Raw genomic sequence first — 22,776 nt, forward strand, 5'->3', positions numbered from 1 at the left:
CCGCCCTTCTCGTGTGTGGCGTCCGGCAGGCTCACTCGGCGAGCGTGTACCTGCCCGCTTCCCAGGCCTCGCGGCGCTCACGCTGCTTGGCCGGGTCGGCCACCGGGGCGGCGGCCAGCAGCCGCTTGGTGTAGTCGTGCTGCGGGTCGTGCAGCACCTGGTCCCGCTCGCCGACCTCGACCAGCTCGCCCTTGCGCATCACGGCGACGCGGTCGGCCAGCAGGTCCACGACGGCGAGGTCGTGGCTGATGAACAGGCACGCGAAGTTGAGCCGCTGCTGCAGGTCCAGGAACAGGTCGAGCACCTTCGCCTGCACCGACACGTCCAGTGCGGACGTCGGCTCGTCGGCGATGAGCAGCTTCGGGTCCAGCGCCAGGGCCCGCGCGATGGCGATGCGCTGGCGCTGACCGCCGGAGAGTTCGTGCGGGTAGCGGTTGCGATAGTGCGCGGACAGCTGCACCTGGTCGAGCAGTTCCGTTACGCGCGCGGTGAGGGCGTTGCCGGACAGCACCTTGTGCAGTACCAGCGGTTCGGCGATCGACTCGCCGATCGTCATCTTCGGGTCCAGTGTGGACGCCGGGTCCTGGAAGACGATCGAGAAGTACCGGCGGAAGGGCCGGAGCTTCTTCGTCGACAGCTTCGTGATGTCACGGCCGCCGACGGACACCGTCCCCGACGTCGGGTCGAGCAGCCGGATCGCGCACCGGCCGACGGTCGACTTGCCGGAGCCGGATTCGCCGACCAGGCCGAGGATCTCGCCCCGCTCGATGCTCAGCGACACGTCGTCGACGGCGCGGACCTTGTTCTTGCGGCCACGGCCGGGGAACTCCAGCACGAGGTTCTTCAGCTCGAGCGCGGGCGCCTCGTCCTGGACGTCACCGGCAAGCTCCTGCTCGACCTCCTTGAGCCGCTCCGCGACCTCGGTATCGGAGATCTCCGGTTCGGGGGATACGTCCGGTTCGGATTCGAGGAGCCTGCGGCCCGCGGGGCGGGAACCGAGCACGGGAACCGCGGCGAGGAGACGCTTCGTGTAGTCCTCCTGCGGGTCCGCGAACAGGTCCGCGACCGGCGCCTGTTCGACGATCTCGCCGTTGTACATCACGAGCACGCGGTCGGCGAGGTCGGCGACGACCCCCATGTCGTGCGTGATGAGCACGATCGACGTGTTGAGCTCGTCGCGCAGCCGGCGCAGCAGGCCGAGGATCTCGGCCTGCACGGTCACGTCGAGCGCGGTCGTCGGCTCGTCGGCGATGATGATCTTCGGGTCGCACGAGATGGCCATCGCGATGACGACGCGCTGGCGCAGACCGCCGGAGAGCTGGTGCGGGTACTGCGTGATCCGCTTGTCCGGCTCGGGAAAGCCGACCAGCTCGAGGAGTTCGACGGCGCGCTTGTCGGCGGCGGCCTTCGACATGTCCTTGTGGTGCGCCTGCAGCGACTCCCGCAGCTGCCAGCCGATGGTGTACATCGGGTTCAGCGCGGTCATGGGCTCCTGGAAGATCATCGCCACGTCGTTGCCGCGGTGCTTGCGCAACTCCTTGGGCGAGAGCCCGCCGAGGTCGAGGTTCTCGACCCTGCGCGCGCCCTTGATCGACGACGTCTTCGGCAGCAGGCCGGGGACGGACATCGAGGTCACGGACTTGCCCGACCCGGACTCGCCGACGATCGCGAGGATCTCCCCGGGCTCGACGTCGAAGCTGATCCCCTTGACGGCGTCGACCGGGCCGTCCTCGGTCTTGAACGAGATGTGGAGATCCGAAATGGACAGGACTGGCCCGGTTGTGCCGGCGACCTGCGGTGACTGTGTTTCTGTGCTCACCAGATGCCCTTCGAGTGCGGGTTCGGGTGCCACGTTCGGTGGTCGTGGACGTTGGCCGCGAGGATAGTCGACATGGGCCGTTCGGGGGACGGGTCGAAGGAACTAATGTTGAGCTGTGATCTCGGACGATGACGGACACGGCCTCGTGTTGGTGCACGCGCACCCGGACGACGAGAGCATCACGACGGGCGGCACGATCGCCCGTTACGCAGCCGACGGCGTTCCTGTGACCGTGGTCACGTGCACGCTCGGCGAGGAGGGCGAGATCATCCCGTCCGCGCTCGGCGAGCTCGGCGCGTGGGCGGGCGACCAGCTGGGGGGCTACCGCAACGGAGAGCTCGCCGCCGCGGGGCGGGCGCTGGGCTGGACGGGCCACCGGTATCTGGGCGGCATGGGCCGCTGGCGCGACTCCGGGATGGCGGGCACGCCGTCGGCCGAGCATCCGCGGGCCTTCACCGGCGGTGACGTCGACGAGCAGGCCGATCAGCTGGCGGCGATCCTCGACGAACTGCGGCCGCAGGTCGTCGTCACCTACGACGCCCACGGCGGGTACGGCCACCCGGACCACATCCGCGCCCACGAGATCACCATGGCCGCGGCGCCGCGTGCCTCGTCGGTGCGGCGGGTGTTCCACACCGTGTCGTCGCGACGGGCGACCGTCGAGGGCCTCGCGGCGCTGCGCGGTGCGGGCGACGTCGGGTTCCGGATCCCCGGCGACGACGAACTGCCGACCACGCCGGACGCGGACATCACCACGGTCGTCGACATCCGCGCGCACCGGTGGCGCAAGTTCGCCGCGCTCGCCGCCCACGAGACGCAGGTCGCGGTCGGGCCGGACTGTTTCGCCCTGTCCAACGGCATCGCCCAGCCGGTGCCCGCCGCCGAGCACTTCGTGCTGGCCCACGGTCCGGCCGAGGGCGCCGAGACCGACCTGTTCGGAGGGCTCCGATGAGCGACAGGCGACTCGCACCCGCACGGACGGCCGCATGGCTCGCCCTGCTCTCGCTCGACGCCGTGCTGCTGGCGTTGTTGGAGCTGTTCTTCCTGCCGTTGCGGCTCGACGGCACGTTGCTGCCGCGGGTCGGGGACGCACCGTTCCCGATCGCCGTGGTGCTCGCCGCCCTGACGACGCCGTGGCTGGTGTCGGCGGCCAGCAGGCTCGGCGAGCGCAGGCTGGGCATGGTGCCGCTCGTGGTGTGGGTACTGACCGTGTTGGTGGTGGGCATCGCGGGCCCCGGTGACGACCATGTCCTCATCGCGGACCTGCGCACGCTGCTGCTGCTCGGCTGCGGGGCGGTGCCCGCGGCACTCGTGCTCGGCGGTGTCCTGGGCCGTGCGGCACGGGAGTCGCGCGACCGTGCGTCGTCGGCGCCCGCGAAGCCCTCCCGTCCGAGCCCGACACCGACACGGAGGTAGCCGTCGCCATGGCCGAGCACATCACCGACGCCTACGTGGTCAGCGTGCTGCGTCCCTACGTACGCGCCACCGGTCCGCTGGTGGACGCCCTGCGGGAGAAGGACCCGTTCTCGGTGCTGGCGCGCGAGGCCGAGGATCCGGTGATCGACGACCCGAGGTTGCGCGACCGGCTGCTCCACGGGCTCAACGCCGTGAAGCTGCCGGGGACGGCGGCGTGGGCGGACATGGACATCGGCGCGCGCACGACGTGGTGGACGGGCCGGGTCGGCCGGTTCACGTCGCTGGTCGCCGCGGTTCCGGGGATCGCGGGCGCCGTGTCGGACCTGCTGCCGGTGCAGGACACGCTCGGTGCGGCGGGACAGGGTCTGCTGCTGTGCGCCCTGGCAGGCGAGCGCGGCCACACGGACGTCGCCACGCGCGTCCGGCTGATCGCCTGGGTGCTGTTCGAACGCGACATCCCGCCGGAACTCGCCGAGGGCAGAATGGCCGACCGCGGCGCCGAGGACGCCGAGACGGAGCGGCTGACCGAGGAACTCGACGGCGAACGCTCGGCGCGCGGCAGGACGTCGCTGAAGACGGTGGCCCGCACGTTGTGGCGCCTCGGCCGGTCGCTGCAGGAGATCCCCGATGAACTCGAGAAACGGCCGAGCGGCCGCTTCTACCACAAGGCACTCGGGCTCCTGCCCGGAATCGGCATGGCCGCCGACTACCTGGGCGAGCGGTCCGGGCTCAAACGCGTCGCGAAACGGGCGGACAGGTGGTTGGCCGCCCACCCGGCCCCCGCCGCCGGCTCCGACGGGGCCTGAACCGGCCGGGACCCGCCCTGCGGGATCAACGCCAGAACATGAACGCCAGTTGGCCGAGCTGTGCCGCGACGTCATTGCCACCGGCGGCGCCGAAGATGGCGTTCGTGACGTCCCACAGCGCGGCGCTGACGCCGGGCACGGCGATGATGAACGCGAACAGCACCAGCGGTGCCCACGGCCGCGCCTTCATGCCGAACTCCCGCGCCTGCGGCGACAGGTACGGCTCGATCGCGCCGTAACCGTCCAGCCCCGGCACGGGCAGGATGTTCAGCACGAACGCCAGGATCTGCACCGAGGCGAGGTACGACAGGCCGATCATGAGCCCCGCGGGCAGCGGGGCGAGCACGATCACGAGCGTCAGCACGATGCCGATCGCGAGGTTGCTCAGCGGGCCCGCGAGTGACACCCACGAGGACACCGTGCGGGAGCGGAGCGCCCACCGGTTGATCCACACCGCGCCGCCGGGCAGCGGGATGCCGCCGATGGCGAGGATGATCAGCGGCAGGACCAGCGAGAGCACCGGGTCCGTGTAGCGGCGGATGTCCATCGACAGGTAGCCCTTGAGCGCCACCTCCCGGTCGCCACCCCGATAGGCCACGATCGCGTGACCGAACTCGTGCAGCGTGAGCGACACCGCCCAACCGCCGAGCACGAGCAGGATGATGCCGAGCGTGCCGACGACGTCACGGTCGACACCGCCGAAGTTCACCGACAGCGGCGGGAACAGGGCGCACAGTGCGCCGCCCACGGCTGTGACGGCGAGCAGGGCGTAGAAGAGCGGGCTGGGCCGGACCACCGAACGTTGCACGGTCCCATCCTCGCGCATCGGGTGCAGGGCCGGTGTAAGCGGCGGGGTCGGACGCGGCGGGTGGTCCGGACCGGGCGTCCGTCGATCGGGGCCGTCGGGTCGACGCACCGCGTACGGCGTGGTGGGATCGACACGCGAATGAGTTGTGAGATCGCTGTGTGGTCGCCTCGGCGTGTCCGCTTGCGCAACGGCCGCGATCTATCCCCCATCCTCGCTACTCCGCTTGACCTCGCCGCACTACACAGGTGTAATCACATTGATGTCATTCGCTGCCAAAGGGGGGCAGTGCAGGGCAGGTTCGCACTGCGAACCGGTCTGACGGGCTCAGGGGACGAACACCGCCAGCCTGGGAGTGCGTGGAAGCGAGGAGGCGGACGTGCGGTTGGACATGACGGGAACCGAGTGGGGACGGCCGGTGGACCGGGCTGCTCAGACTGACGGCGAGTTCGAGGCTCTCGCGGAGCTCCTCGACATCACCGACGAACAGGAGTGGCAGGAACGGGCGCTCTGTGCGCAGACCGACCCGGAGGCGTTCTTCCCGGAGAAGGGCGGCTCGACCCGGGAGGCCAAGCGGATCTGCCAGGGCTGCGAGGTGAAGGACGACTGCCTCGAGTACGCGCTGGCGCACGACGAACGCTTCGGCATCTGGGGCGGACTGTCCGAACGGGAGCGTCGGAAGCTCAAGAAGCGCGCGGTCTGACACTGCTCGCAGGGCACGAGCACCGGAAGGCGTACTGTGCGCACGCGAGTGCGCGCGAGGGGCGATCCGGCACGTGCACCGGCGACGTCGGTGCACTGTGACGTCGCTACAGGCCGTTGCACGGTGACGTCGGTCCACGATGACGCCGCTGCGTCGCCGTCGTGCCGGTCGTCCCCGTGCTGCTCTCCGTGCTGGTGATCGTCGAGTTCCGGAGTGACGCAGTGCCCCGAACATCGCAGTCCGGTCCGGCCGAGTCCGGTGGCGGTCCGGCCGAGCACGACTCGTCGTGCCCGGCCGCCGAGTCGGAGACGAACGACGAGCCCGACACGCATGCCGAACCGGACCGCGGCGAACGGGACGGCGAACACGGGGTCGACGCGGACGGCGGGGCCGGCGACGACCGTGTGAGCGACGACGAGCCCGACGACGCCGGTGCTTCCGACGAGTCCGACACGGCAGGCGGGCCCGGCGACGCCGGCGCTTCCGGGGCGCAGACCGTGTCCGACGAGACCGACAGTTCCGGCGATGCGGTCTCGGGGCGGGGGCGCGGCCGGTTCGGGCCGTCGGCGGTGCGGCGGTTCCTGCTCGCTCCGCCGACCGTGCTCGCACTGGCACTCACCGTCCTGGCACTGCTGCTGCACGGCGTCGCGGCCGACCGTCTCGGCGTGGATCTCGCAGGCGGAGCGTTGCTGCCGGTCGGGGACCTCGGTGACGTCTGGTCCGCCTACCTCGACGCGTGGCACGGTGTCGCGGGCGGCACGACGAGCGCAGGCTCACCGGCACTGGCGGTACTGGGCGGACTGGGCGCCGTGCTCGGCGGTCCCGCGGTCGCCGTGTCCCTGCTCCTGCTGCTCGACCTGCCCGTCTCGGCGCTCGTCGCCTACGCCGCGACCCGCAGGCTCAGCGCCGGCCGGTGGACCCGCGCAGGCGGGGCGGCGGCCTACGCGCTCGCGCCCGCCGCGACCGACGCGGTCGCATCCGGGCGGATCGGCGTCGTCGTGGTGCACATCGCGCTGCCCGCGGTCGTCGCCGGGATCGCGTCGTTGCTGCTCGGCGGTGAGGTGCGCCGGCTTCCGCTCAGTGCGTTGTGCGCGCTGGGGATGGCGGTGCTCGGCGTGTTCTCCCCGATCACGTACGGCATGCTCCTGGTGGGGCTGCTCGCCGCGTTCGTGGCGCTGCCCGTTCCGGGGGGACGGTCGTGGAAGGGGCTCCCTGCCCTCGGCATGGTGGTGCTGGGGCCACTCGCGCTGGCACTGCCGTGGCTGCCGACGTTGGTCATGCATCCCGCACTGTTGCTGCACGGGCTCACCGGACCCGCCGACACGGCGACGGCCGCGAGCCTGGCGGGCCTGCATCCGTCGGGCGGCGTTCCCCTCGGACTCGTGCTGGTGGTCGTCGCCGTGGCCGCGGTCGTCACGGCGGCGTCCGCGCGGATGGCCGCGGGGGCGGCGCTCGTCGTGATCGGCTGCGCGGGCGTGGCCGTCACACAGCTGGTGCGGGCGGAACCGGTCACCGGCGGCGGAGACATGCCCGGGTACGCCGGGGCGCCGCTCGTGGTCGTGACCGCGGGACTCGTCGCCGTCGTGCTCGGCGCCCGCCGCGGTGCGGGTGACGGCGGGTTGCCCGTGGTGGCCGCGGGCGGAGCGGCCGTCACCCTCGTCGTGCTGGCGATGGTGGCGTTCCTCGACGGGCCCGGCGAGGTGCGGGACGGCGGCGGCACACGACTGCCCGCGGCGCTCGCCGACGAACTGGCCGACAGCGGACGCGGCGCGCTGGTACTCGGCCGCGACGGGGTGCCGGTGCCGCCGCCGGACCGGCTCACGGCGGGCCGCACCCCGCAGTTCGGCGACGACACGCTCGCTCCCGCGGAGGGGATGGCCGAGCGGCTCGAAGGGTGGCGCAACGGGTTGCTGGCCGGTTCGCGTGACGCGGTGACGAACGCCGCCGCGGCCGGGGTCGAGTTCGTGGTGCTGCCGCCCGGTGAGAACGGCGGTGCGCTGCGCGGCGAGGCGAGTGACCTGGTGCGCTCGGCTCCGTCGACGTCCGACGGCCGCACGGTGCTGCGGCTGACCCCGGAGGCCGGTCAGGTCACCCTCGTGTCCCCGGAACAGGCCCATCGCGCGGTCAGCGGCAGCGCCCCGAGCGACGAGCTCATGCGCGGCTCGGCGATCGCCCCGGTCGATGCGCGCCTGCCCGAGGCGCGCGTGCGCGTGTCGGAGGGGCCCGACGGCAGACTCCTGGTGCTGGCCGCGGAGTACGAACCGGGGTGGAGCGCGACGGTCGACGGAGAACCGGTGCCGATCACACCGGCGTGGGGGCATCAGGTGTCCGTGGCGGTGCCGGAGTCGGAGTCCGAGGTCGTGGTGCGTTACGCCGCGCCGTGGCACTCGGTGTTCCTGCTCGTCGGTGTGGCGGCCCTGTTGTTCACGGTCCTCACGGCCGTGCCGGGGAAGCTGCGGACGTCCCGCGGCCGGTGAGGAGCCGGACGGCTCAGTGGCCGCCGTCGATGATGTCCGGTTCCACGCCGATGTAGGCCGCGATCTGTTCGACGAGCACGTCGTGCACCAGGTCGGCCAGGTCGGACGGGTCCTGGGCGCGCGCCTCGAGCGGCCTGCGGTAGAGCACGATGCGCGCGCGGGTCGGCAGCCCCGACCTGTCGACGCCCGCCGGCACCAGCCGCGACAACGGCACCGCGCCGTCGTGCAGGACTCCCTCGTCGACCGTGCCCGGCGGGCCGTCCTTGACCTCGGGAACGTCGTCGACCGCGACGTCGAGCTTCGTCAGTTCGCTGCGCCAGCGCCCTTCGATGGGTTCGAGCGCATCCAGCACCAGCGAGTCGAACCGCTCGGCCGGAGTCGACGCGGCGGGCAGGCTGGCCGGATACAGCGGACCGCGCAGTCCCCGCCCGTGGCGGTCGCGTCGCATACGCCGTCGAAACCGTGCACCTCGAGCCGTCGTCACCGGGCCCAGGGTACCCATCCGCCCGCCCGGACGGCACCAACCGTCCCGGCGACGTCGGCACCGCCGAGATGGGCGGGGGCGGGCGACGGGCGGGCGTGTCAGCTACCCCTCACCCGGGAGGAGGGGCTATCGTGATCAACCGTGCGGAGCGTGCGGAAGTGTTCGCGGACGGGCTGTCATGAGCCCGCCGTCGCCACGCTGACCTACGCCTACAGCGACTCGACCGCGGTGGTGGGTCCGCTCGCCACGTCATCGGAACCGCACTCCTACGACCTGTGCGAGGCGCACGCGATGCGGCTGACCGTGCCGCGTGGCTGGGAGGTCGTGCGACACGAGGGCGATTTCTCCCCTCCGGAACCCACCGTGGACGAGTTGACCGCGCTGGCGGAGGCCGTGCGGGAGGCGGGCAGGCCCGAACCCGCGGAGCCGCCTGCCGCGGTGTCGGATCGCTCCGGCGACTCCGGCGGCTCCGGCGCGATGGGTACGACGGGCACGGAGCCGGGCAGGCGTGGGCATCTCCGTGTTCTTCCCGGGCACGCGTAGCCGGGCGAGACCGTGGGCCCGCGCCGACTGGCGCGGTGAGCCGTGGCGTCCGGAACACGCTCGGTGACACGCTCCGTGATCCGGAACCCGTGACGTCACCGCTGCGTTGGCATGATCGGGCGAATGGGTAGGCTCCGGGGCGAGATTTCAGGCTCTGGGGAGTCACCAATCGGATGATCGGGGAGTGAGGCGTGTCAGACCTGTCGGCCATCGTGAAGGCCTACGACATTCGTGGCGTCGTCGGTGACCAGCTGGACGCAGGCCTGGTGCGGGACTTCGGTGCCGCGTTCGCCCTGCTGATCAAGCCCGACTCGCCGTCGGTGGTCATCGGCCACGACATGCGTGACTCGTCGCCGGACCTGGCGTCGGCGTTCGCCGAGGGCGTGACGTCGCAGGGACTCGACGTCGTGTCGATCGGCCTGGCCAGCACCGACGAGCTGTACTTCGCGTCCGGCAAGCTCGCCATGCCCGGTGCCATGTTCACGGCCAGCCACAACCCGGCCGAGTACAACGGCATCAAGCTCTGCCGTTCCGGTGCCGCGCCGGTCGGCCAGGACACCGGGCTGGCGGAGATCCGCGACACCGTCGAGCACGGTGTGCCCGAGTTCGCGGGCCAGGCCGGGGAGATCACCGAGCGCGACGTGCTGTCCGAGTACGCGGACTACCTGCGTTCGCTGGTCGACCTGACCGGCATCCGCCCGTTGAAGGTCGTCGTCGACGCGGGCAACGGAATGGGCGGTCACACCGTGCCCACGGTGTTCGAGGGTCTGCCGATCGAGATCGTCCCGATGTACTTCGAGCTCGACGGCACGTTCCCCAACCACGAGGCCAACCCGCTGGACCCGAAGAACCTCGTCGACCTGCAGGCGAAGGTCCGCGAGACCGGTGCGGACGTCGGCCTGGCCTTCGACGGCGACGCCGACCGTTGCTTCGTGATCGACGAGAGCGGCGATCCGGTGTCGCCGTCGGCCGTGACCGCGCTGGTGGCGAGCAGGGAGCTGGCGAAGGAGCCGGGCGGGGTCGTGATCCACAACCTGATCACGTCGAAGGCCGTGCCGGAGATCGTGGCCGAGCAGGGCGGCACGGCGATCCGCACCCGCGTGGGCCACTCGTTCATCAAGGCGGAGATGGCGCGCACGGGAGCGGTGTTCGGCGGCGAGCACTCGGCGCACTACTACTTCCGCGACTTCTGGCGTGCCGACACCGGCATGCTCGCCGCGCTGCACGTGCTCGCCGCGCTGGGTGAGCAGCCGGGCACGCTGTCCGAGCTGACCGCGCGGTACTCGCGTTACGCCGCCTCCGGTGAGATCAATTCGACGGTCGAGGACCAGGCGGGCAGGCTGGCCGCGGTGAAGGAGACCTACGAGGGCCGAAGCGGCGCGTCGGTGGACGAGCTGGACGGGCTGACGGTCGACTTCGGCGACCGCTGGTTCAACCTTCGTGCGTCGAACACCGAGCCGCTGCTGCGCCTGAACGTCGAGGCGCCGGACGAGGCGGCCGTGACGGCGCTGACCGACGAGGTGCTGGCGATCGTCCGTGCGTGAGCGGTCCACGGCCCGGACCGACCGGCCGTGGGCGAACACTTGTCGACTGCCCTCCGAGGGGAGGGCCAACCGTGGTAAATAGGAAAAATGGCCGTCACTCTCGATCCGCAACTGCTCGACATCCTCGCGTGCCCGTCGGCGGACCATGCTCCGCTGACGGCAGGCACGCCGGATGACCCTGCTGCCGACGTGCTGACCTGCACGTCCTGCGGCAGGCGGTACCCCGTGCGGGACGGCATTCCGGTGCTGTTGCTCGACGAGGCCGACGGCGGCGAACCGGCCGCCGACCCCGCGGGCACGGGCGATTCGGGGACCGGCGGCGATTCCGGGGCCGGCAGTGTTTGACGACACGCTGCTCGACGACCCCCGCAGGCTCGACGACGCCGACACGGGCGGGGTGCTGCGTGCGGCCGCGATGGCCGGTGCGCAGGTGCGGTCGACCATCGAGGCCGCGAACGAGCTGGAGCTGCCCGAACGGTTGGACATCGGGCGGCCCCGGTCGCTCGTGATCATCGTCCGGCCTGGGGCGGGGCACGGTGCGGCGCACCTGCTGACAGCCCTGTTGGCGCCGGCCTGCCCGGTGCCGGTCGTGGTGACCGACACGGTGCCGCCGTGGATCGGTGCGCTCGACGTCGTGCTGGCGCACACCGACGACCCCTACGACCGTGACCTGGCGGTGTCGCTGGAGCGGGCCGCGCGCTACGGCGCGACGGTCGTGCTGTCGGCGCCGCCGGAGGGTCCGGTCGCGTCGGCGGTGGCGGGCCGTGGCCTGGTGCTGTCGCCGCGGGTGGTGGGCCCGCCCGAGCTGGCGTTCCCGCGTGCGTTGACGTCGGGGCTGCTCACCGCGGGTGCGCTCGGCCTGCTGGTGTCGGACGTCGACGGCCTGGCGGATCGGCTGGACAACGAGGCGGCCCGGGGCCACCTCGAACACGAGTCGTTCGTGAATCCGGCGAAGTCGCTGGCGCTGCGGATCGCCGATCGGACGCCGTTGCTGTGGGGGCTGGACCACGCGGGCGTCGCCGTCGGGGAGCACGCCGCCTATGCGCTGGGTGCGCATGCTGCGATCGTGGCGGACGTGTCGGACTACCGGCAGGCGCTCGCCCGCCCGGCTCTGCACGCGATCGCCGCACGTGGTGGTGACGAACGGGACATCTTCGCCGATCCGGATTTCGACGAGGTCGGCGGCGCTGCGCCGCCGCGTGCCCTGCTGTTGGCGGTGCGCAGCGGCCCGGGAGTCGACGACGCGCGGTTCCGCGTGGGGGAGACCCTGCCCGCCGCGGACGTGCTCGCACCCGCGGAGGAGCTCGCCGACGCCGACGACGTCGCGTGCGCCGCCGTGCTGGCGTTGCGATTCGAGTTCGCCGCGGTGTACCTGGGGCTCGCGGCTGGAACCATCGGGGGAGCCGGCCGCGTCGCGCCGCTGTCACTGTGACGGTGGCACGGCCGGGCGAGGCCGGCGAGGAGTGGAGTTGACCGTGGAGCTGCTGCAGGGCGCGGTGCGGGCGTACGCGTGGGGGTCCCGCACGACGATTCCGGAGCTGCTGGGCCGACCCGTCCCGTCGCCGCATCCGGAGGCCGAACTGTGGTACGGCGCGCATCCCGGCGATCCGGCCAGGGTGCGGCGGGCCGACGGCAGCGAGGTGAGCCTGCTCGAGATCGTGGACGCCGATCCGCAGGGCCAACTGGGCACGCGGTGCGCCGACCGGTGGGACGGCAGGTTGCCGTTCCTACTGAAGATCCTCGCGGCGGAGGAACCGCTGTCGATGCAGGCGCACCCGTCCGCGCAGCAGGCCGCCGAGGGCTACGCCCGGGAGGAGGCCGCGGGGATTCCGCGGGACGCGGCGAACCGCAACTATCCCGACCCGACGCCGAAGCCCGAGTTGGTGTGCGCGCTCACCGAGTTCCACGCGCTCGCCGGGTTCCGCGATCCGCACCGCACCGTGCGGCTGTTGCGCGAGATCGAGACGCCCGGTCTGGCGCACTACGTCGAGCTGCTGGCCGAGCAGCCGGATCCCGACGGCCTGCGTGCGCTGTTCACGACGTGGATCACCCTGCCGCAGTCGGCGCTGGCCGAGCTGCTGCCCGAGGTGCTCGACGCCTGCGTGCGGCACGTCGGGGAGAAGGGTGAATTCGCCGCCGAGTGCCGCACCGTGCTGCAGCTCGGCGAGGCGCATCCGCGCGACGCGGGCGTGCTGGCGGCGCTGTTGCTCAACCTCGTGACGCTGCACGCCGGTGAGGCGTTGTACCTGCCTGCGGGGAATCTGCACCTGTATCTCTACGGCACGGCCGTCGAGATCCTCGCCAACTCGGATAACATCCTCCGCTGCGGGTTGACGCCGAAGCACGTCGACGTGCCCGAACTGCTGCGCGTCGTCGACTTCGGGTGCGGTGACATGCCGGTGCTGACCGGCGAACCCGACGGCACGGTCGCGGTCTACCGCACGGAGACGCCGGAGTTCCAGCTGTCGCGGGTCGACTGGGACGTCGTCGACCGGCGCGAGGTCGAACTGGCCGGTGCCGGACCGGAGATCCTGCTCTGCACCGCCGGTGAACTACTGCTCTACGACGACGAGGGCACGAAGGTCGAACTGCGGCGGGGCGAGTCGGTGTGGCGGCCGGCGTCGGATCCGGCGGTGCGGGTCCGTGCGGTCGGGGAGGACACCGCGCAGCTCTTCCGCGCCACCGCGGGCACGTCCTTGCGCGGGCATTAGTGAGGCTTTGCGCTGCGTGTTCGCCCGGCCGCCCTGCGCGGGAGGCCGGCGGGCGCGGGCTCACGGTTTCCGCTCGTCGCCGTCGCCGGCTGATCGCGGCCACGCTCGCGATGCGGCAGGGCATGGTGCTTGGCGAGGTGGGCGCAGTCGTCGACGACGCCGAACGCCGTATCCGTGACGTCGTCCCCGCCGCGCGGCTCATCCATCTCGAACCAGATCTGGACCGGACACCCGCGTAGGTACGGGTGCCGTCCGCAGTATCGGTGGCGTCGACACGGCGCCCCGACGGCAACTGAACGCGTATCAGAGCGACATAGGATCACGGTGAGTGATTTCTTCTGTGTCGAAACGCAGAGGGCATGACTCGATCAGGTCACTTCTGGATTACTTCGGTTCCTGAAATGTGTGGCCGATGACCTGTCGGGTATACGGTTCGAACCACTGTAAGCACGTTGCAGGCGTTTCATGTCCGTATGTCTGATCTTCACAGGAGTCTCCTGATGTCTGTTGGTCCACGTTTCCGGCTGCGTGCGCTCGCCACCTCGGCGATTGCGTTGGGCGTCCTGGCCGCTTCGGTGCCGGCCGCCACGGCGACGGAACACGAGCCCGACGAGGAGGACCCCCGAGCCGAGGTCGTCGAGGGCAACGTCGACGAGGGCATGCCAGGCGCCTGCGAGAAGGCCGGTCTCGACGGCGAGCCGATCGACAAAAGCGATGTCGAGTTCGAGATCGGAGAATCGGAACGGTTCCTGACCATCACCGAGGTTCCGGCGGATGTCGAGGTCACCGGAATTATCGTGAAGGGCGGCCCCCGCTACAACCGGTACGAGCCGGGTCAGAGGGACATGCGCTCGGAACCCGTGTGGGAGGACCTGCACTCCCCGTTGAACAACGGCGGGAACATTCCGCAGATCAGCCACTGGTTCCTCTGTGGTACGACCACCCCGGTGACGACAACGCCCCCGGTGACGACGACGCCGCCCGACACGACGACGCCGCCGGTGACAACGACGCCCGACACGACGACGCCGGTGACGACGACGCCCGGCAGCACCACCGGTCCGGAGACGACGTCCACAACGGATTCGCGCGGCCCGTCCTCGGCCCCGGGTACGTCGACCACGACCTCGCAGGATGCCGTGGCCCCGGCCGGTGACACCGACGACCTCGCCTCGACCGGATTCGGTCAGGCATGGTTGCTCGGCGTCGGTGCCTTGCTGCTCGCGGGCGGTGGCGCCCTCGTGATGCTGGCCAGGAAGCGCCGCACGGACGGCTGACCTGCGACATTCCCGCCAGGCCCCGGTCGCGTGGACACGCGGCCGGGGCCTGGCGTTCCGCGTTCCTCCTCCCGCGGGAATACCCTGAATCATCGGGTCGGCCGATTCGCCGCGACCGTTCGCCGGGCTGCACCGGCAGGTGCGCGCGGATCGGTCCACAGTCCTGATGAGACGGTCCGACAGGGACGTCCGCGTGAGACGAGGAGGCGCGACGCGACGGAGTGACAGGCTCCGCATCACCCGCTGTAGGCACGACGTACGAAAGAAGGTCCCGGGCTCGGGCGTGCACGCGTAAGGTTCCGACCGGAATGTCACTGCCCGTCACGACGGGCGGGGCTGTCTCCCTGCTTCCGGACCGTTCGGAGTGCCCTCATGCGCGTGACCCGTTCGTTCGCCCTGGCCGTGGTGACCGGTGCGATGGTGTTGGGCACCGCGGGCCTCGCCGGTGCGGACCAGGACACCGGGTCGCACCCCGTCGACCCGCCGGGTGGCGTGCTCGTGCCGGGCGGGGACCACGGCAACGGTCCGGGTGACGGTGGTCCGGACGACGACGGCCCTGCCGACGACGACGGCGCCGCTGACGGCGACTCCGGCGAAGGCAGCCCAGGCGAAGGCAGCCCAGGAGAAGGTGGGGACGAACGCCGCGGCGGTGACAACGACCGCCGGCCCTGCAACGACGACCGGCGTCCCCGCGGCGAGCTGGCCGTCGACCCCGACCACGCCGGTGCCGGCCGGGCCGCCGTCGACGACCTCACGTGGACCTCGGGGACGGCGGCGTCGGCGGGCCGACCGGGTGGATCGGCCCCTGGTCCCACTGCGAGGACCCACCGCAGGCGCCGACGAATCCCGGCAGGCCGCCGCGCCCCGAGCCCGCCCCCGACGTGCACGCCGATCCCGACCGCAGCGACGACACCGGGTCCGGTTCGGAAGCCGGAGTCACAGGCTCGCCCGGCCCCCAGCCGGCCGACGAGCCGGACGGCTCCACACCCGAACCGACCGCGAACCCGACCACGGAGTCGACGGCGCACCCCTCGGACGGCCGTCCGCCCGCGAGCCACGAGTCGTCGGCACCGGCACCGGCACTGTCACCGCAGCGCGCCGAGGCGGATACCGGCGACGGGGACGACGACGGCGGCGCCGGCGCAGGCACCGCGTCCGACGACCGTGGGATCGGCTTCGGCGGCGGACTGCTGGTCATCGGCGGCGGTGGCCTGCTGGCCGCCGCGGCCGCAGCGATCCTCGCCGCGCGCACACGCCGCATCTGAGCCGCGCCGTTCCCGGCCACCCTCGGCATCAATCAACATCGCACACGTTCGATTGCGATGTCTGTGTGACTGTGTTGACTTTTGCGTGATTCACTTTCAAAGTGGGGACGATCGAGGAACGGAGTGGTTCACCGATGTCCCTGACCGGGCCGGACAATCAAGTCAACGACGATCAGCCGGCGGGCGCCGGTGCTTCCCCCGCGGTCAGCCGCCGTGGGGTCCTGGGGGTGGGCGCCGCGGTGCTCGGCGGCCTGGCGGTGCCGGGCGTGTCCGCCGCCTCGCTTCTGCCGTGCGCACCCGCCGCGGCCGCGCAGGAGGGCGGCCGCAACGAGTACCCCGAGTGGAACAACAACCTCGAGCTGTTCGACGTCGGCTCGGAGCCGCCGCACGCGACGCTCATGCCGTACGCCGGGCTGGACCAGGCGCTCGCGGCCGACCGCACGCAGTCGCCGTTCCGTCTGGACCTCGACGGCGAATGGCGCTTCCGGCACGCCGAGAACCCGGCGTCCCGGGATCCGGAGTTCTACCGCAAGGGCGTCAACGACCGGCACTGGGACACGATCCCGGTACCGGCCAACTGGCAGCTCCACGGGTACGACTTCCCCATCTACACCAACATCACGTATCCGTGGTCGGGAGCCAACGGCAAGGGCGAGAGCCCGGAACCGCCGTTCGCGCCGACGAAGTTCAACCCCGTGGGTCAGTACCGGCGCAGCTTCAAGCTGCCGCCGAACTGGCGAGGCCGCAGGACCTTCCTGCACTTCGAGGGCGTCAAGTCGGCGTTCTACGTGTGGGTCAATGGTGAGTTGGTCGGCTACCGGGAGGATTCCTACACCTCGTCCGAGTTCGACGTGACGCGCTTCGTCAAGCCCGGTCACAACGAGGTCGCCGTCGAGGTGTACCGCTTCTCCGACGGCGACTGGATGGAAGACCAGGACATGATCCGGCTGTCCGGCATCTTCCGGTCGGTCTACCTGTTCTCGACGCCGACGGTGCACGTGCGGGACTTCCGGATCGACACGCCGTTGCGGGACGTCTACACGAACGCCGATCTCGCCGTGACCGCGAACGTCCGGGACTACACCGGTGCGGAGAAGGGGTCGTTCACGGTCGAGACGCAGCTCTACGACGACGGCGGGAATCCCGTGTGGACCGAGCCGCTGCGGCAGTCGGCCGACTTCGGTGCCGCGGGGCGGGACGAAGTCGTCGCGCGCGGCAGCAAGGCGGTCAACGGGCCGAAGCTGTGGTCGGCCGAACATCCGAACCTCTACACCGCGGTGCTGGTGCTGCGCGGCCCCGCCGGCGACGTTCTCGAGACGTTGTCGACGCGCGTGGGCTTCCGCGAGTTCGCCATGGTCGACGGGCTCATGCGGATCAACGGCGAGCCGATCACGATCAAGGGCGTCAACCGGCACGAGCTGCACCCGGACCGCGGGTCGGCGCTGACGCGCGAGGACATGGTCGCCGACATCCGTGTCATGAAGCGGATGAACGTCAACGCGGTGCGGACCTCGCACTATCCGAACAACCCGCTGTTCTACGAACTCGCCGACGAGTACGGCCTGTACGTCATGGACGAGACGAACCTCGAGACGCACGGCATTCGTGACGAGTACCCGGGTTCGCATCCGGAGTGGACGGACGCGGTCGTGGCGCGGGCCAAGAACGTCGTGCACCGCGACAAGAACCACGCCAGCGTCATCATCTGGTCGCTCGGCAACGAGGCGGGCGGCGGCAGCAACTTCGTCGCCATGCACGACTGGATCCGCTCGTACGACGACATGCGGATCATCCACTACGAGGGTGACGACCGGCCGGAGGTCAGCGACGTCCGGTCGGCGATGTACGAGAGTCCGTCCAGAGTGGAGGACCGGGCGAGCGAGTCGGACACCCGTCCGTACGTGATGATCGAGTACGCGCACTCGATGGGGAACTCGACGGGTAACTTCCGTGAGTACTGGGACATCGTGCGGGCACACGACGTGCTCCAGGGTGGCTACATCTGGGACTTCGCGGACCAGTCGCTGCGCTGGCCCGTGCCGAACGGCCGGGGCACGTATCTGGCCTACGGCGGAGACTGGGGCGACGATCCGAACGACGGCAACTTCTGCGCCAACGGCGTCGTCACGGCGGATCGCGGCTTGAACGGCAAGGCCGCCGAGGTCAAGCACGTCTACCAGGACATCCTGCTCTCGCCGGACGACCCGAGTTCGGGCCGGGTGACGATCACCAACGAGCACCTGTTCACCGACGTGAGCGCCTACGCGGGAAGTTGGGAACTGGTCGCCGACGGCGAGGTCGTCGAGAGCGGCGAGCTGACGCGGCAACAACTGTCCGTGCCGCCGTCGTCCAGTGCGACGATCACCGTGCCGTTCACGAAGCCCGCGAACCCGGCTCCCGGGGCGGAGTACTTCCTGCGGCTGTCGTTCACCACGCGCGAGGACACGCTGTGGGCCGATGCCGGGTTCGAGGTGGCCAAGCAGCAGTTCCTCGTCGACGTCGGCAGTCCCGAGGTCGAGCCGGTGCCGCTCGACTCGGTGCCCGCGCTGGCGGTCGACGACTCCGGCGGTTCGGTGACGGTGACCGGTGACGACTTCACGGTCACGATCGCGCGGGACACGGGCGTGATCACGTCGTACGTCGCGAAGGGACGGACGCTCGTCGAATCGGGCCCCGTACCGAACTTCTGGCGCGGTTCGACCGACAACGACCTCGGCAACGGCCAGCCCGACCGCAACGGTACGTGGCGGCACGCGGGTGCACGGCGGACGGTGACGAACGTGTCCGTCGAGCGGGTACGGGACAAGGCCGTGGTCGTCACGGTGGAGGGCACCCTGCCGACGTCGACGGAGTCGTCGTACACGACGGTCTACACGGTCTTCGGCAACGCGGAGATCAAGGTCGACAACACGCTCCACCCGGGGTCGGCGTCACTGCCGTACATCCCGGAGGTCGGCACGATGCTGCGACTGCCTGCCGGGCTCGACACCATGCGGTTCTACGGTCGCGGTCCCGAGGAAAACCATTGGGACCGCAAGTCGGCCTCCGACGTGGGCGTGTACGACTCGACCGTCGACGAACAGTGGACGTCGTACATCCGGCCGCAGGAGAACGGCAACAAGACCGACGTCCGATGGCTCGCCATGGTCGGTTCGGACGGGGCCGGCCTCCTGGCGACGGGCGAGGCGCCGCTGGAGATCAACGCCTCGCACTTCACCCCCGAGGACCTTTCCGGCGACGCGCGGCACGAGTATCAGCTGACACCGCGAGGCGAGATCGTGCTGCGGTTGAACCACCGGCAGACGGGCGTGGGCGGCAACGACTCCTGGGGCCAGCGGCCCCTCGACAAGTACACGCTGTTCGCCGACACCGACTACGCCTACAGCTACCGGCTGCGGCCACTGTCGAACGTGGACGAGGCGATGGCCCTGTCACGCAAGCCGACGGCGACCTCGTGACGGTGGCCTGAGGCCGCGTCGGGCGGGTGGGGACGGCGAACGTCCTCACCCGCCCGACGCGTCAGCCGGCCCGCGCCGGATCGTCGTGCGATGCGGTCAGGCGGGTTCCGGCGGGTGGGGGTAACGTTCGTCGCCGATCTGCCACCCGGGACGGCTGTCGAAGTGTTCGCCGCGGGCGACGGGAAGAGCGCGGTTGCGTTCCACAGTGGAGAGCATGCCGTCGTACCACCGGGCGTAGTCCGGATCGGACACCCGACGGGTCAGTGCGGGCTCGGCGTTCTCAAGGAGATCGGCGACCTCGGCCGGCGACGTGGCCGCCGTGACTTCGGTGTCCAGGAAGGACGTCTCGGACCCGGTCGTGTACTTGACGGTCGGCGTGTCGGAGCCCTGCGCCGACACCTGTATCCGCAGGTGCATCCCGGTCGGGGCGATGCTCGCCATGACTCGTGCGTGTTGCTGGCCGCGCCGGTGCAGGACCCGCACGGCCTGCAGGATTCGCAACGGTGTCTGTTGGATGGTCGCTCCGCGCAGATCCGTCAGGGTGTCGTCGTCGAAGGCGACGAGTCGGACATCGGTCACGTCCGTCCTGGTGCCCGCGACGGTGTAAGCAGCGGTGAGTGCGGCGTCGCGTCGGGGCCAGCCGTAGGAGCCCGCGCTGATCAACGGAAAGGCGACGGTGCGGGCGCCGAGCTCGTCGGCGACCTCGAGCGCGCGGCGGTAGCAGGATTCGAGCAGGCCGCGGTCGCGCTCACCGGCACGGAAACTCGGGCCGACGGTGTGGATCACCCATCGTGCGGGCAGGTCGCCCGCCGTGGTCCAGCCGGCGTCGCCCGTGGCGAGTCCGTCGGGGAAGCGCTGGACGCAGTCGTCGAGGACGGCCGGTCCTCCCGCACGGTGGATGGCACCGTCGACGCCGCCACCGCCGCGCATGCCGTTGTTGGCCGCGTTGACGACGGCGTCGACCTCCTGCTGCGTGATGTCACCGAGGACGGGTGTGATGGTCGGCATGCGCCGATTCTCGCGCGGCCCGCCCGTGCCGCGGCCGCTCAGGTGCCGCGGCCGCTCAGGTGGTGCGGCCGCTCAGGTGGTGCAGACGGTCAGGTGGTGCAGACGGTCAGGTGGTTCAGACGGTCAGGTGGTGCAGCGGGGTTTGCCGAGGACGTCCCCGAACAGTGACACCTGTTCGGCCAGGCCTGCGGACAGGTCGGCGTCCTCCAGTCCCGCGGCCATGACGACGGCGCGGTCCCACTCCGGGTCGCCCACGTAGTCGGCGTGCTTCCGCACCCCTGCGGCCCAGCGCCTGCCGCTCACCGGTTCCCGCATCGGGTCGGGCAGCCAGTGGTCACCGCCGAGCACCAGCACGCCCGTCGGTCCCTGCACCGCCGGTTCGACCGCGCCGATGCTGCCGTCGCCGCAGTAGCCGACGCCGAGCAGCATGTCGCCCGCCACCTGGTGCCGCCACGTCGTCGCCCCACCGCCGAACGAGTCGGTACCGCGGCACAACCCGCGCCACCGGCCGTCGAGTTCCCCATTGAGCCGTGCCAGCGACGCCGACGGGAACATCGCGGGGAACGCCCGCTGGTAGCCCCACTGCAACGGGGCCCCCGCCGTCAGGAGCCCGAGCCGTTCCCGCTCCTCGTCCGACAGCTCGTCGGCCAGCCGCGCGGCCGCCAGTACCGTCAGCAGTCCACCCACGTGATACCCGGCGAGCACCACCCGGGTGTTCGGCTCCTGCAGGTGGGTGCGCGCCCGGCCTGCCAGTTCCGGAACGACCTTCAACGCGTACGACGGCGGCACCACGGGGTGTGCGGCCCGCGGCCAGAAGCACGCCAGGTCGGTGAACGCGCCCAGATGCCTGCTGCGCTGTTCCCCGGTCGCGGCGGTGTAGACCGCGCGGAGCAGTCCCGCCGCCAGCGCGCCGAGCGCCAGTACGCCCGCCGCCGACAGCGGCATCAGCCAGTCCGGCATCGGGCCCATGAACACCCGCAGGGCCGCTAGCGCCACGGCGCCCGCGCCGAGCGTGGAGGCGAACGTCAACACGAGGCGGTGCAGGTACTTGCGCTCCCAGCCTGCCCGCGCCCACGCGGCCGACGCCTCCGCGTCGTCCTCGGCAGGCGCATCCTCGCCCTGCAACAGCGTCACGATGTCCGGCACGCCCCGGCGCACGCGGCGCAACGACGAGCCTGCGGCCGCCCACACGGCGAGCAGCGCAGCGACGACGAGCCCGGCACCCCACAGCATCGTGATGAGGTCGTACCCCTCGGGCAGGGCCAGGCCGTCCGCGCCGAGCAGGCGCCGCAACGCCACCGCGAGGCCGGCGCCGAACCCGCCGCCGAGCAGGCCCGCGAGCGCGAGCGCAGGCGCCGCGGCCCAGCCGCCCGCCCACGGGCGGAGCCTGCGCGGCAGATGCGCCCACTCGCGGCGCGCCAGCAACGCCGTCGGCACGAGGACCAGCGCGAACACCGCACACGCGCCGAGCAGCGCGGCGCCGACGAGTTCCACGGTGGCGTTCGTGCCCGGCAGCGTCCCCGGCAGCGGTGCGCTCACGACCGCGGCCGCCACCGTCACCGCGATCGCCACGCCGTACAGCGCCGTCCGCACGGGCGACGGCAGCACCCGCCGCGCCGGGGTGACGCTCACCAGCAGTGCAGACCCCAGCAGCGCCAGCGTGCCGACCCACAGCACCGCCGCGGGTGTGTCCGCCGGCATCGTCAACGGGCCACCCAGCAGCAGCAACGCCGTCACGCCCAGCGCCGCGACGACGTGCACGCACCGCAGCGCTGCGGTATCGGCGACGTCCGACAACCCGCCGCCGAGGTGGTCACGCAGCGGTTCCACCTGGTCGTTCGGCCGCCAGCTCGTGCGCGACACCCCGAACAGCACCGCCGCCACCGCCAGCAACGGCAGCAAACCGGCGGCGGTGCGCAGCCCGGGAACGTCGCCCAGCCACGACGGCGCCGAATCCAGACAACCCGACCCCGCCGTGAGGCACTGCGCGGCGAACAGGTCCAGGGTCACGACCCCCAGCTGCGCCACGAGCAGCATCGTCAGCAGGACCGCCGCGACCCGCAGCATCCCGCGGCACACGCGGTTCAGCACCGCCGAGACGCGGGAGTCCTCGGGGATCGGCGGCAGCATCCAGTGCGCGACGTTGGCCAGCGAGAACGGGAACAGCAACGCCCACGTCGCCTTCGCCGCGCCGCCCGAGGTCATCCGGCTCCACAGGTAGCCCTCGAGTGTGCGCGGCATCGACCGGCCCAGCGCCTGCAGCACGGGGCCCGGCGCGGGCCTGCGCAGCCGATCGGACGGGCGGACGATCCGTCCCGTCCCGTCGCCGTCCACGTCGACGGTGCCGACGGAATCGAGCAGAGACTCGCCGGTCGTGCCGATCAGCCCGGGCACGCGAAGTTCGACGACCCGGGTGTCGGGGCCGGGGAGAGGCACGTGGCACGCCTCCTAGCTGGGTTG

Annotated in this window: 18 protein-coding genes; 13 read left to right on the forward strand and 5 right to left on the reverse strand. The window is 71.4% G+C overall.

The window, feature by feature from the left end; all coding sequences use genetic code 11:
- Positions 1-31: 31 nt before the first annotated feature.
- Entirely contained in the window at positions 32-1,819 is a 1,788-nt protein-coding gene (locus tag LY13_RS22665; RefSeq protein WP_253830580.1) for an ABC transporter ATP-binding protein, read from the reverse strand.
- 118 nt (positions 1,820-1,937) lie between these two features.
- On the opposite strand from LY13_RS22665, the gene mshB reads away from it, so the two are divergent.
- From mshB to LY13_RS22680, 3 genes are read left to right on the forward strand one after another with little or no spacing between them, the layout of a single operon-like run.
- Complete coding sequence (gene mshB, locus LY13_RS22670) at positions 1,938-2,771, forward strand: N-acetyl-1-D-myo-inositol-2-amino-2-deoxy-alpha-D-glucopyranoside deacetylase (RefSeq protein WP_253830603.1); 834 nt, start codon at positions 1,938-1,940, stop codon at positions 2,769-2,771.
- Positions 2,768-3,235 carry a hypothetical protein gene (locus LY13_RS22675; RefSeq protein WP_253830581.1) on the forward strand — a complete coding sequence of 156 codons (468 nt, stop codon included), beginning with the start codon at positions 2,768-2,770 and terminating at the stop codon, positions 3,233-3,235. The genes mshB and LY13_RS22675 overlap by 4 nt, the downstream gene beginning before the upstream one ends.
- Positions 3,236-3,243: 8 nt before the next feature.
- Positions 3,244-4,041, forward strand: coding sequence for a hypothetical protein (locus tag LY13_RS22680; RefSeq protein WP_253830582.1), 798 nt, complete (start codon positions 3,244-3,246; stop codon positions 4,039-4,041).
- Positions 4,042-4,066: 25 nt separating this feature from the next.
- Here LY13_RS22680 and LY13_RS22685 read toward each other — a convergent pair whose 3' ends face one another.
- Positions 4,067-4,849, reverse strand: a complete 783-nt coding sequence (locus LY13_RS22685) for a site-2 protease family protein (protein ID WP_253830583.1) — start codon at positions 4,847-4,849, stop codon at positions 4,067-4,069.
- Between the two features lie 376 nt (positions 4,850-5,225).
- Here LY13_RS22685 and LY13_RS22690 point away from each other — a divergent pair, with 376 nt between their 5' ends.
- Positions 5,226-5,549, forward strand: a complete 324-nt coding sequence (locus LY13_RS22690; RefSeq protein WP_253830584.1) for a WhiB family transcriptional regulator — start codon at positions 5,226-5,228, stop codon at positions 5,547-5,549.
- 161 nt (positions 5,550-5,710) lie between these two features.
- The gene (locus tag LY13_RS22695) at positions 5,711-8,026 is read left to right on the forward strand and encodes a hypothetical protein (RefSeq protein ID WP_253830585.1); all 2,316 of its coding nucleotides are present in this window, start codon (positions 5,711-5,713) and stop codon (positions 8,024-8,026) included.
- A 13-nt stretch (positions 8,027-8,039) separates the two neighbouring features.
- Here LY13_RS22695 and LY13_RS22700 read toward each other — a convergent pair whose 3' ends face one another.
- Positions 8,040-8,474, reverse strand: a complete 435-nt coding sequence (locus LY13_RS22700) for a metallopeptidase family protein (RefSeq protein ID WP_183650370.1) — start codon at positions 8,472-8,474, stop codon at positions 8,040-8,042.
- 177 nt (positions 8,475-8,651) lie between these two features.
- Here LY13_RS22700 and LY13_RS22705 point away from each other — a divergent pair, with 177 nt between their 5' ends.
- The 8 genes from LY13_RS22705 (at position 8,652) to lacZ (ending at position 19,308) form a co-directional block, all read left to right on the forward strand.
- Positions 8,652-9,053, forward strand: a complete 402-nt coding sequence (locus tag LY13_RS22705; RefSeq protein WP_253830586.1) for a DUF3499 domain-containing protein — start codon at positions 8,652-8,654, stop codon at positions 9,051-9,053.
- Between the two features lie 191 nt (positions 9,054-9,244).
- Positions 9,245-10,597 carry a phosphomannomutase/phosphoglucomutase gene (locus LY13_RS22710; RefSeq protein ID WP_253830587.1) on the forward strand — a complete coding sequence of 451 codons (1,353 nt, stop codon included), beginning with the start codon at positions 9,245-9,247 and terminating at the stop codon, positions 10,595-10,597.
- Positions 10,598-10,684: 87 nt separating this feature from the next.
- Positions 10,685-10,942, forward strand: coding sequence for a Trm112 family protein (locus LY13_RS22715; RefSeq protein ID WP_253830588.1), 258 nt, complete (start codon positions 10,685-10,687; stop codon positions 10,940-10,942).
- Complete coding sequence (locus LY13_RS22720; protein ID WP_253830589.1) at positions 10,935-12,029, forward strand: hypothetical protein; 1,095 nt, start codon at positions 10,935-10,937, stop codon at positions 12,027-12,029. The genes LY13_RS22715 and LY13_RS22720 overlap by 8 nt, the downstream gene beginning before the upstream one ends.
- 43 nt (positions 12,030-12,072) lie before the next feature.
- Positions 12,073-13,308: a mannose-6-phosphate isomerase, class I gene (manA, locus tag LY13_RS22725; RefSeq protein WP_253830604.1), complete on the forward strand. Its 1,236-nt coding sequence runs from the start codon at positions 12,073-12,075 to the stop codon at positions 13,306-13,308.
- Positions 13,309-13,808: 500 nt separating this feature from the next.
- A complete protein-coding gene (locus LY13_RS22730) occupies positions 13,809-14,585 on the forward strand; it encodes an LPXTG cell wall anchor domain-containing protein (RefSeq protein ID WP_253830590.1) in 777 nt (258 codons plus the stop codon).
- 755 nt (positions 14,586-15,340) lie between these two features.
- Entirely contained in the window at positions 15,341-15,850 is a 510-nt protein-coding gene (locus LY13_RS22735) for a hypothetical protein (RefSeq protein WP_253830591.1), read from the forward strand.
- Between the two features lie 134 nt (positions 15,851-15,984).
- Entirely contained in the window at positions 15,985-19,308 is a 3,324-nt protein-coding gene (gene lacZ, locus LY13_RS22740; RefSeq protein ID WP_253830592.1) for a beta-galactosidase, LacZ type, read from the forward strand.
- Positions 19,309-19,404: 96 nt separating this feature from the next.
- Here the strand turns inward: lacZ and LY13_RS26065 are convergent, their stop codons facing one another.
- Both LY13_RS26065 and LY13_RS22750 read right to left on the reverse strand, forming a co-directional pair.
- Positions 19,405-20,316 (reverse strand): O-acetyl-ADP-ribose deacetylase, encoded by a 912-nt coding sequence (locus tag LY13_RS26065; protein WP_308216382.1) that lies wholly within the window; start codon positions 20,314-20,316, stop codon positions 19,405-19,407.
- Positions 20,317-20,439: 123 nt separating this feature from the next.
- Complete coding sequence (locus LY13_RS22750) at positions 20,440-22,752, reverse strand: hypothetical protein (RefSeq protein WP_253830593.1); 2,313 nt, start codon at positions 22,750-22,752, stop codon at positions 20,440-20,442.
- Between the last annotated feature and the right edge of the window lie 24 nt (positions 22,753-22,776).

Origin of the sequence: Prauserella aidingensis, from assembly GCF_024171865.1 — a bacterium.
Taxonomy (GTDB): Bacteria; Actinomycetota; Actinomycetes; order Mycobacteriales; family Pseudonocardiaceae; genus Prauserella; species Prauserella aidingensis.

Coding starts and splice junctions, on each gene's coding strand:
- LY13_RS22675 (WP_253830581.1), top strand. CDS start 2,768: ATGAGCGACAGGCGACTCGCACCCGCACGGACGGCCGCATGGCTCGCC.
- LY13_RS22680 (WP_253830582.1), top strand. CDS start 3,244: ATGGCCGAGCACATCACCGACGCCTACGTGGTCAGCGTGCTGCGTCCC.
- LY13_RS22700 (WP_183650370.1), bottom strand. CDS start 8,474: ATGCGACGCGACCGCCACGGGCGGGGACTGCGCGGTCCGCTGTATCCG.
- LY13_RS22715 (WP_253830588.1), top strand. CDS start 10,685: ATGGCCGTCACTCTCGATCCGCAACTGCTCGACATCCTCGCGTGCCCG.
- LY13_RS22730 (WP_253830590.1), top strand. CDS start 13,809: ATGTCTGTTGGTCCACGTTTCCGGCTGCGTGCGCTCGCCACCTCGGCG.
- lacZ (WP_253830592.1), top strand. CDS start 15,985: ATGTCCCTGACCGGGCCGGACAATCAAGTCAACGACGATCAGCCGGCG.
- LY13_RS26065 (WP_308216382.1), bottom strand. CDS start 20,316: ATGCCGACCATCACACCCGTCCTCGGTGACATCACGCAGCAGGAGGTC.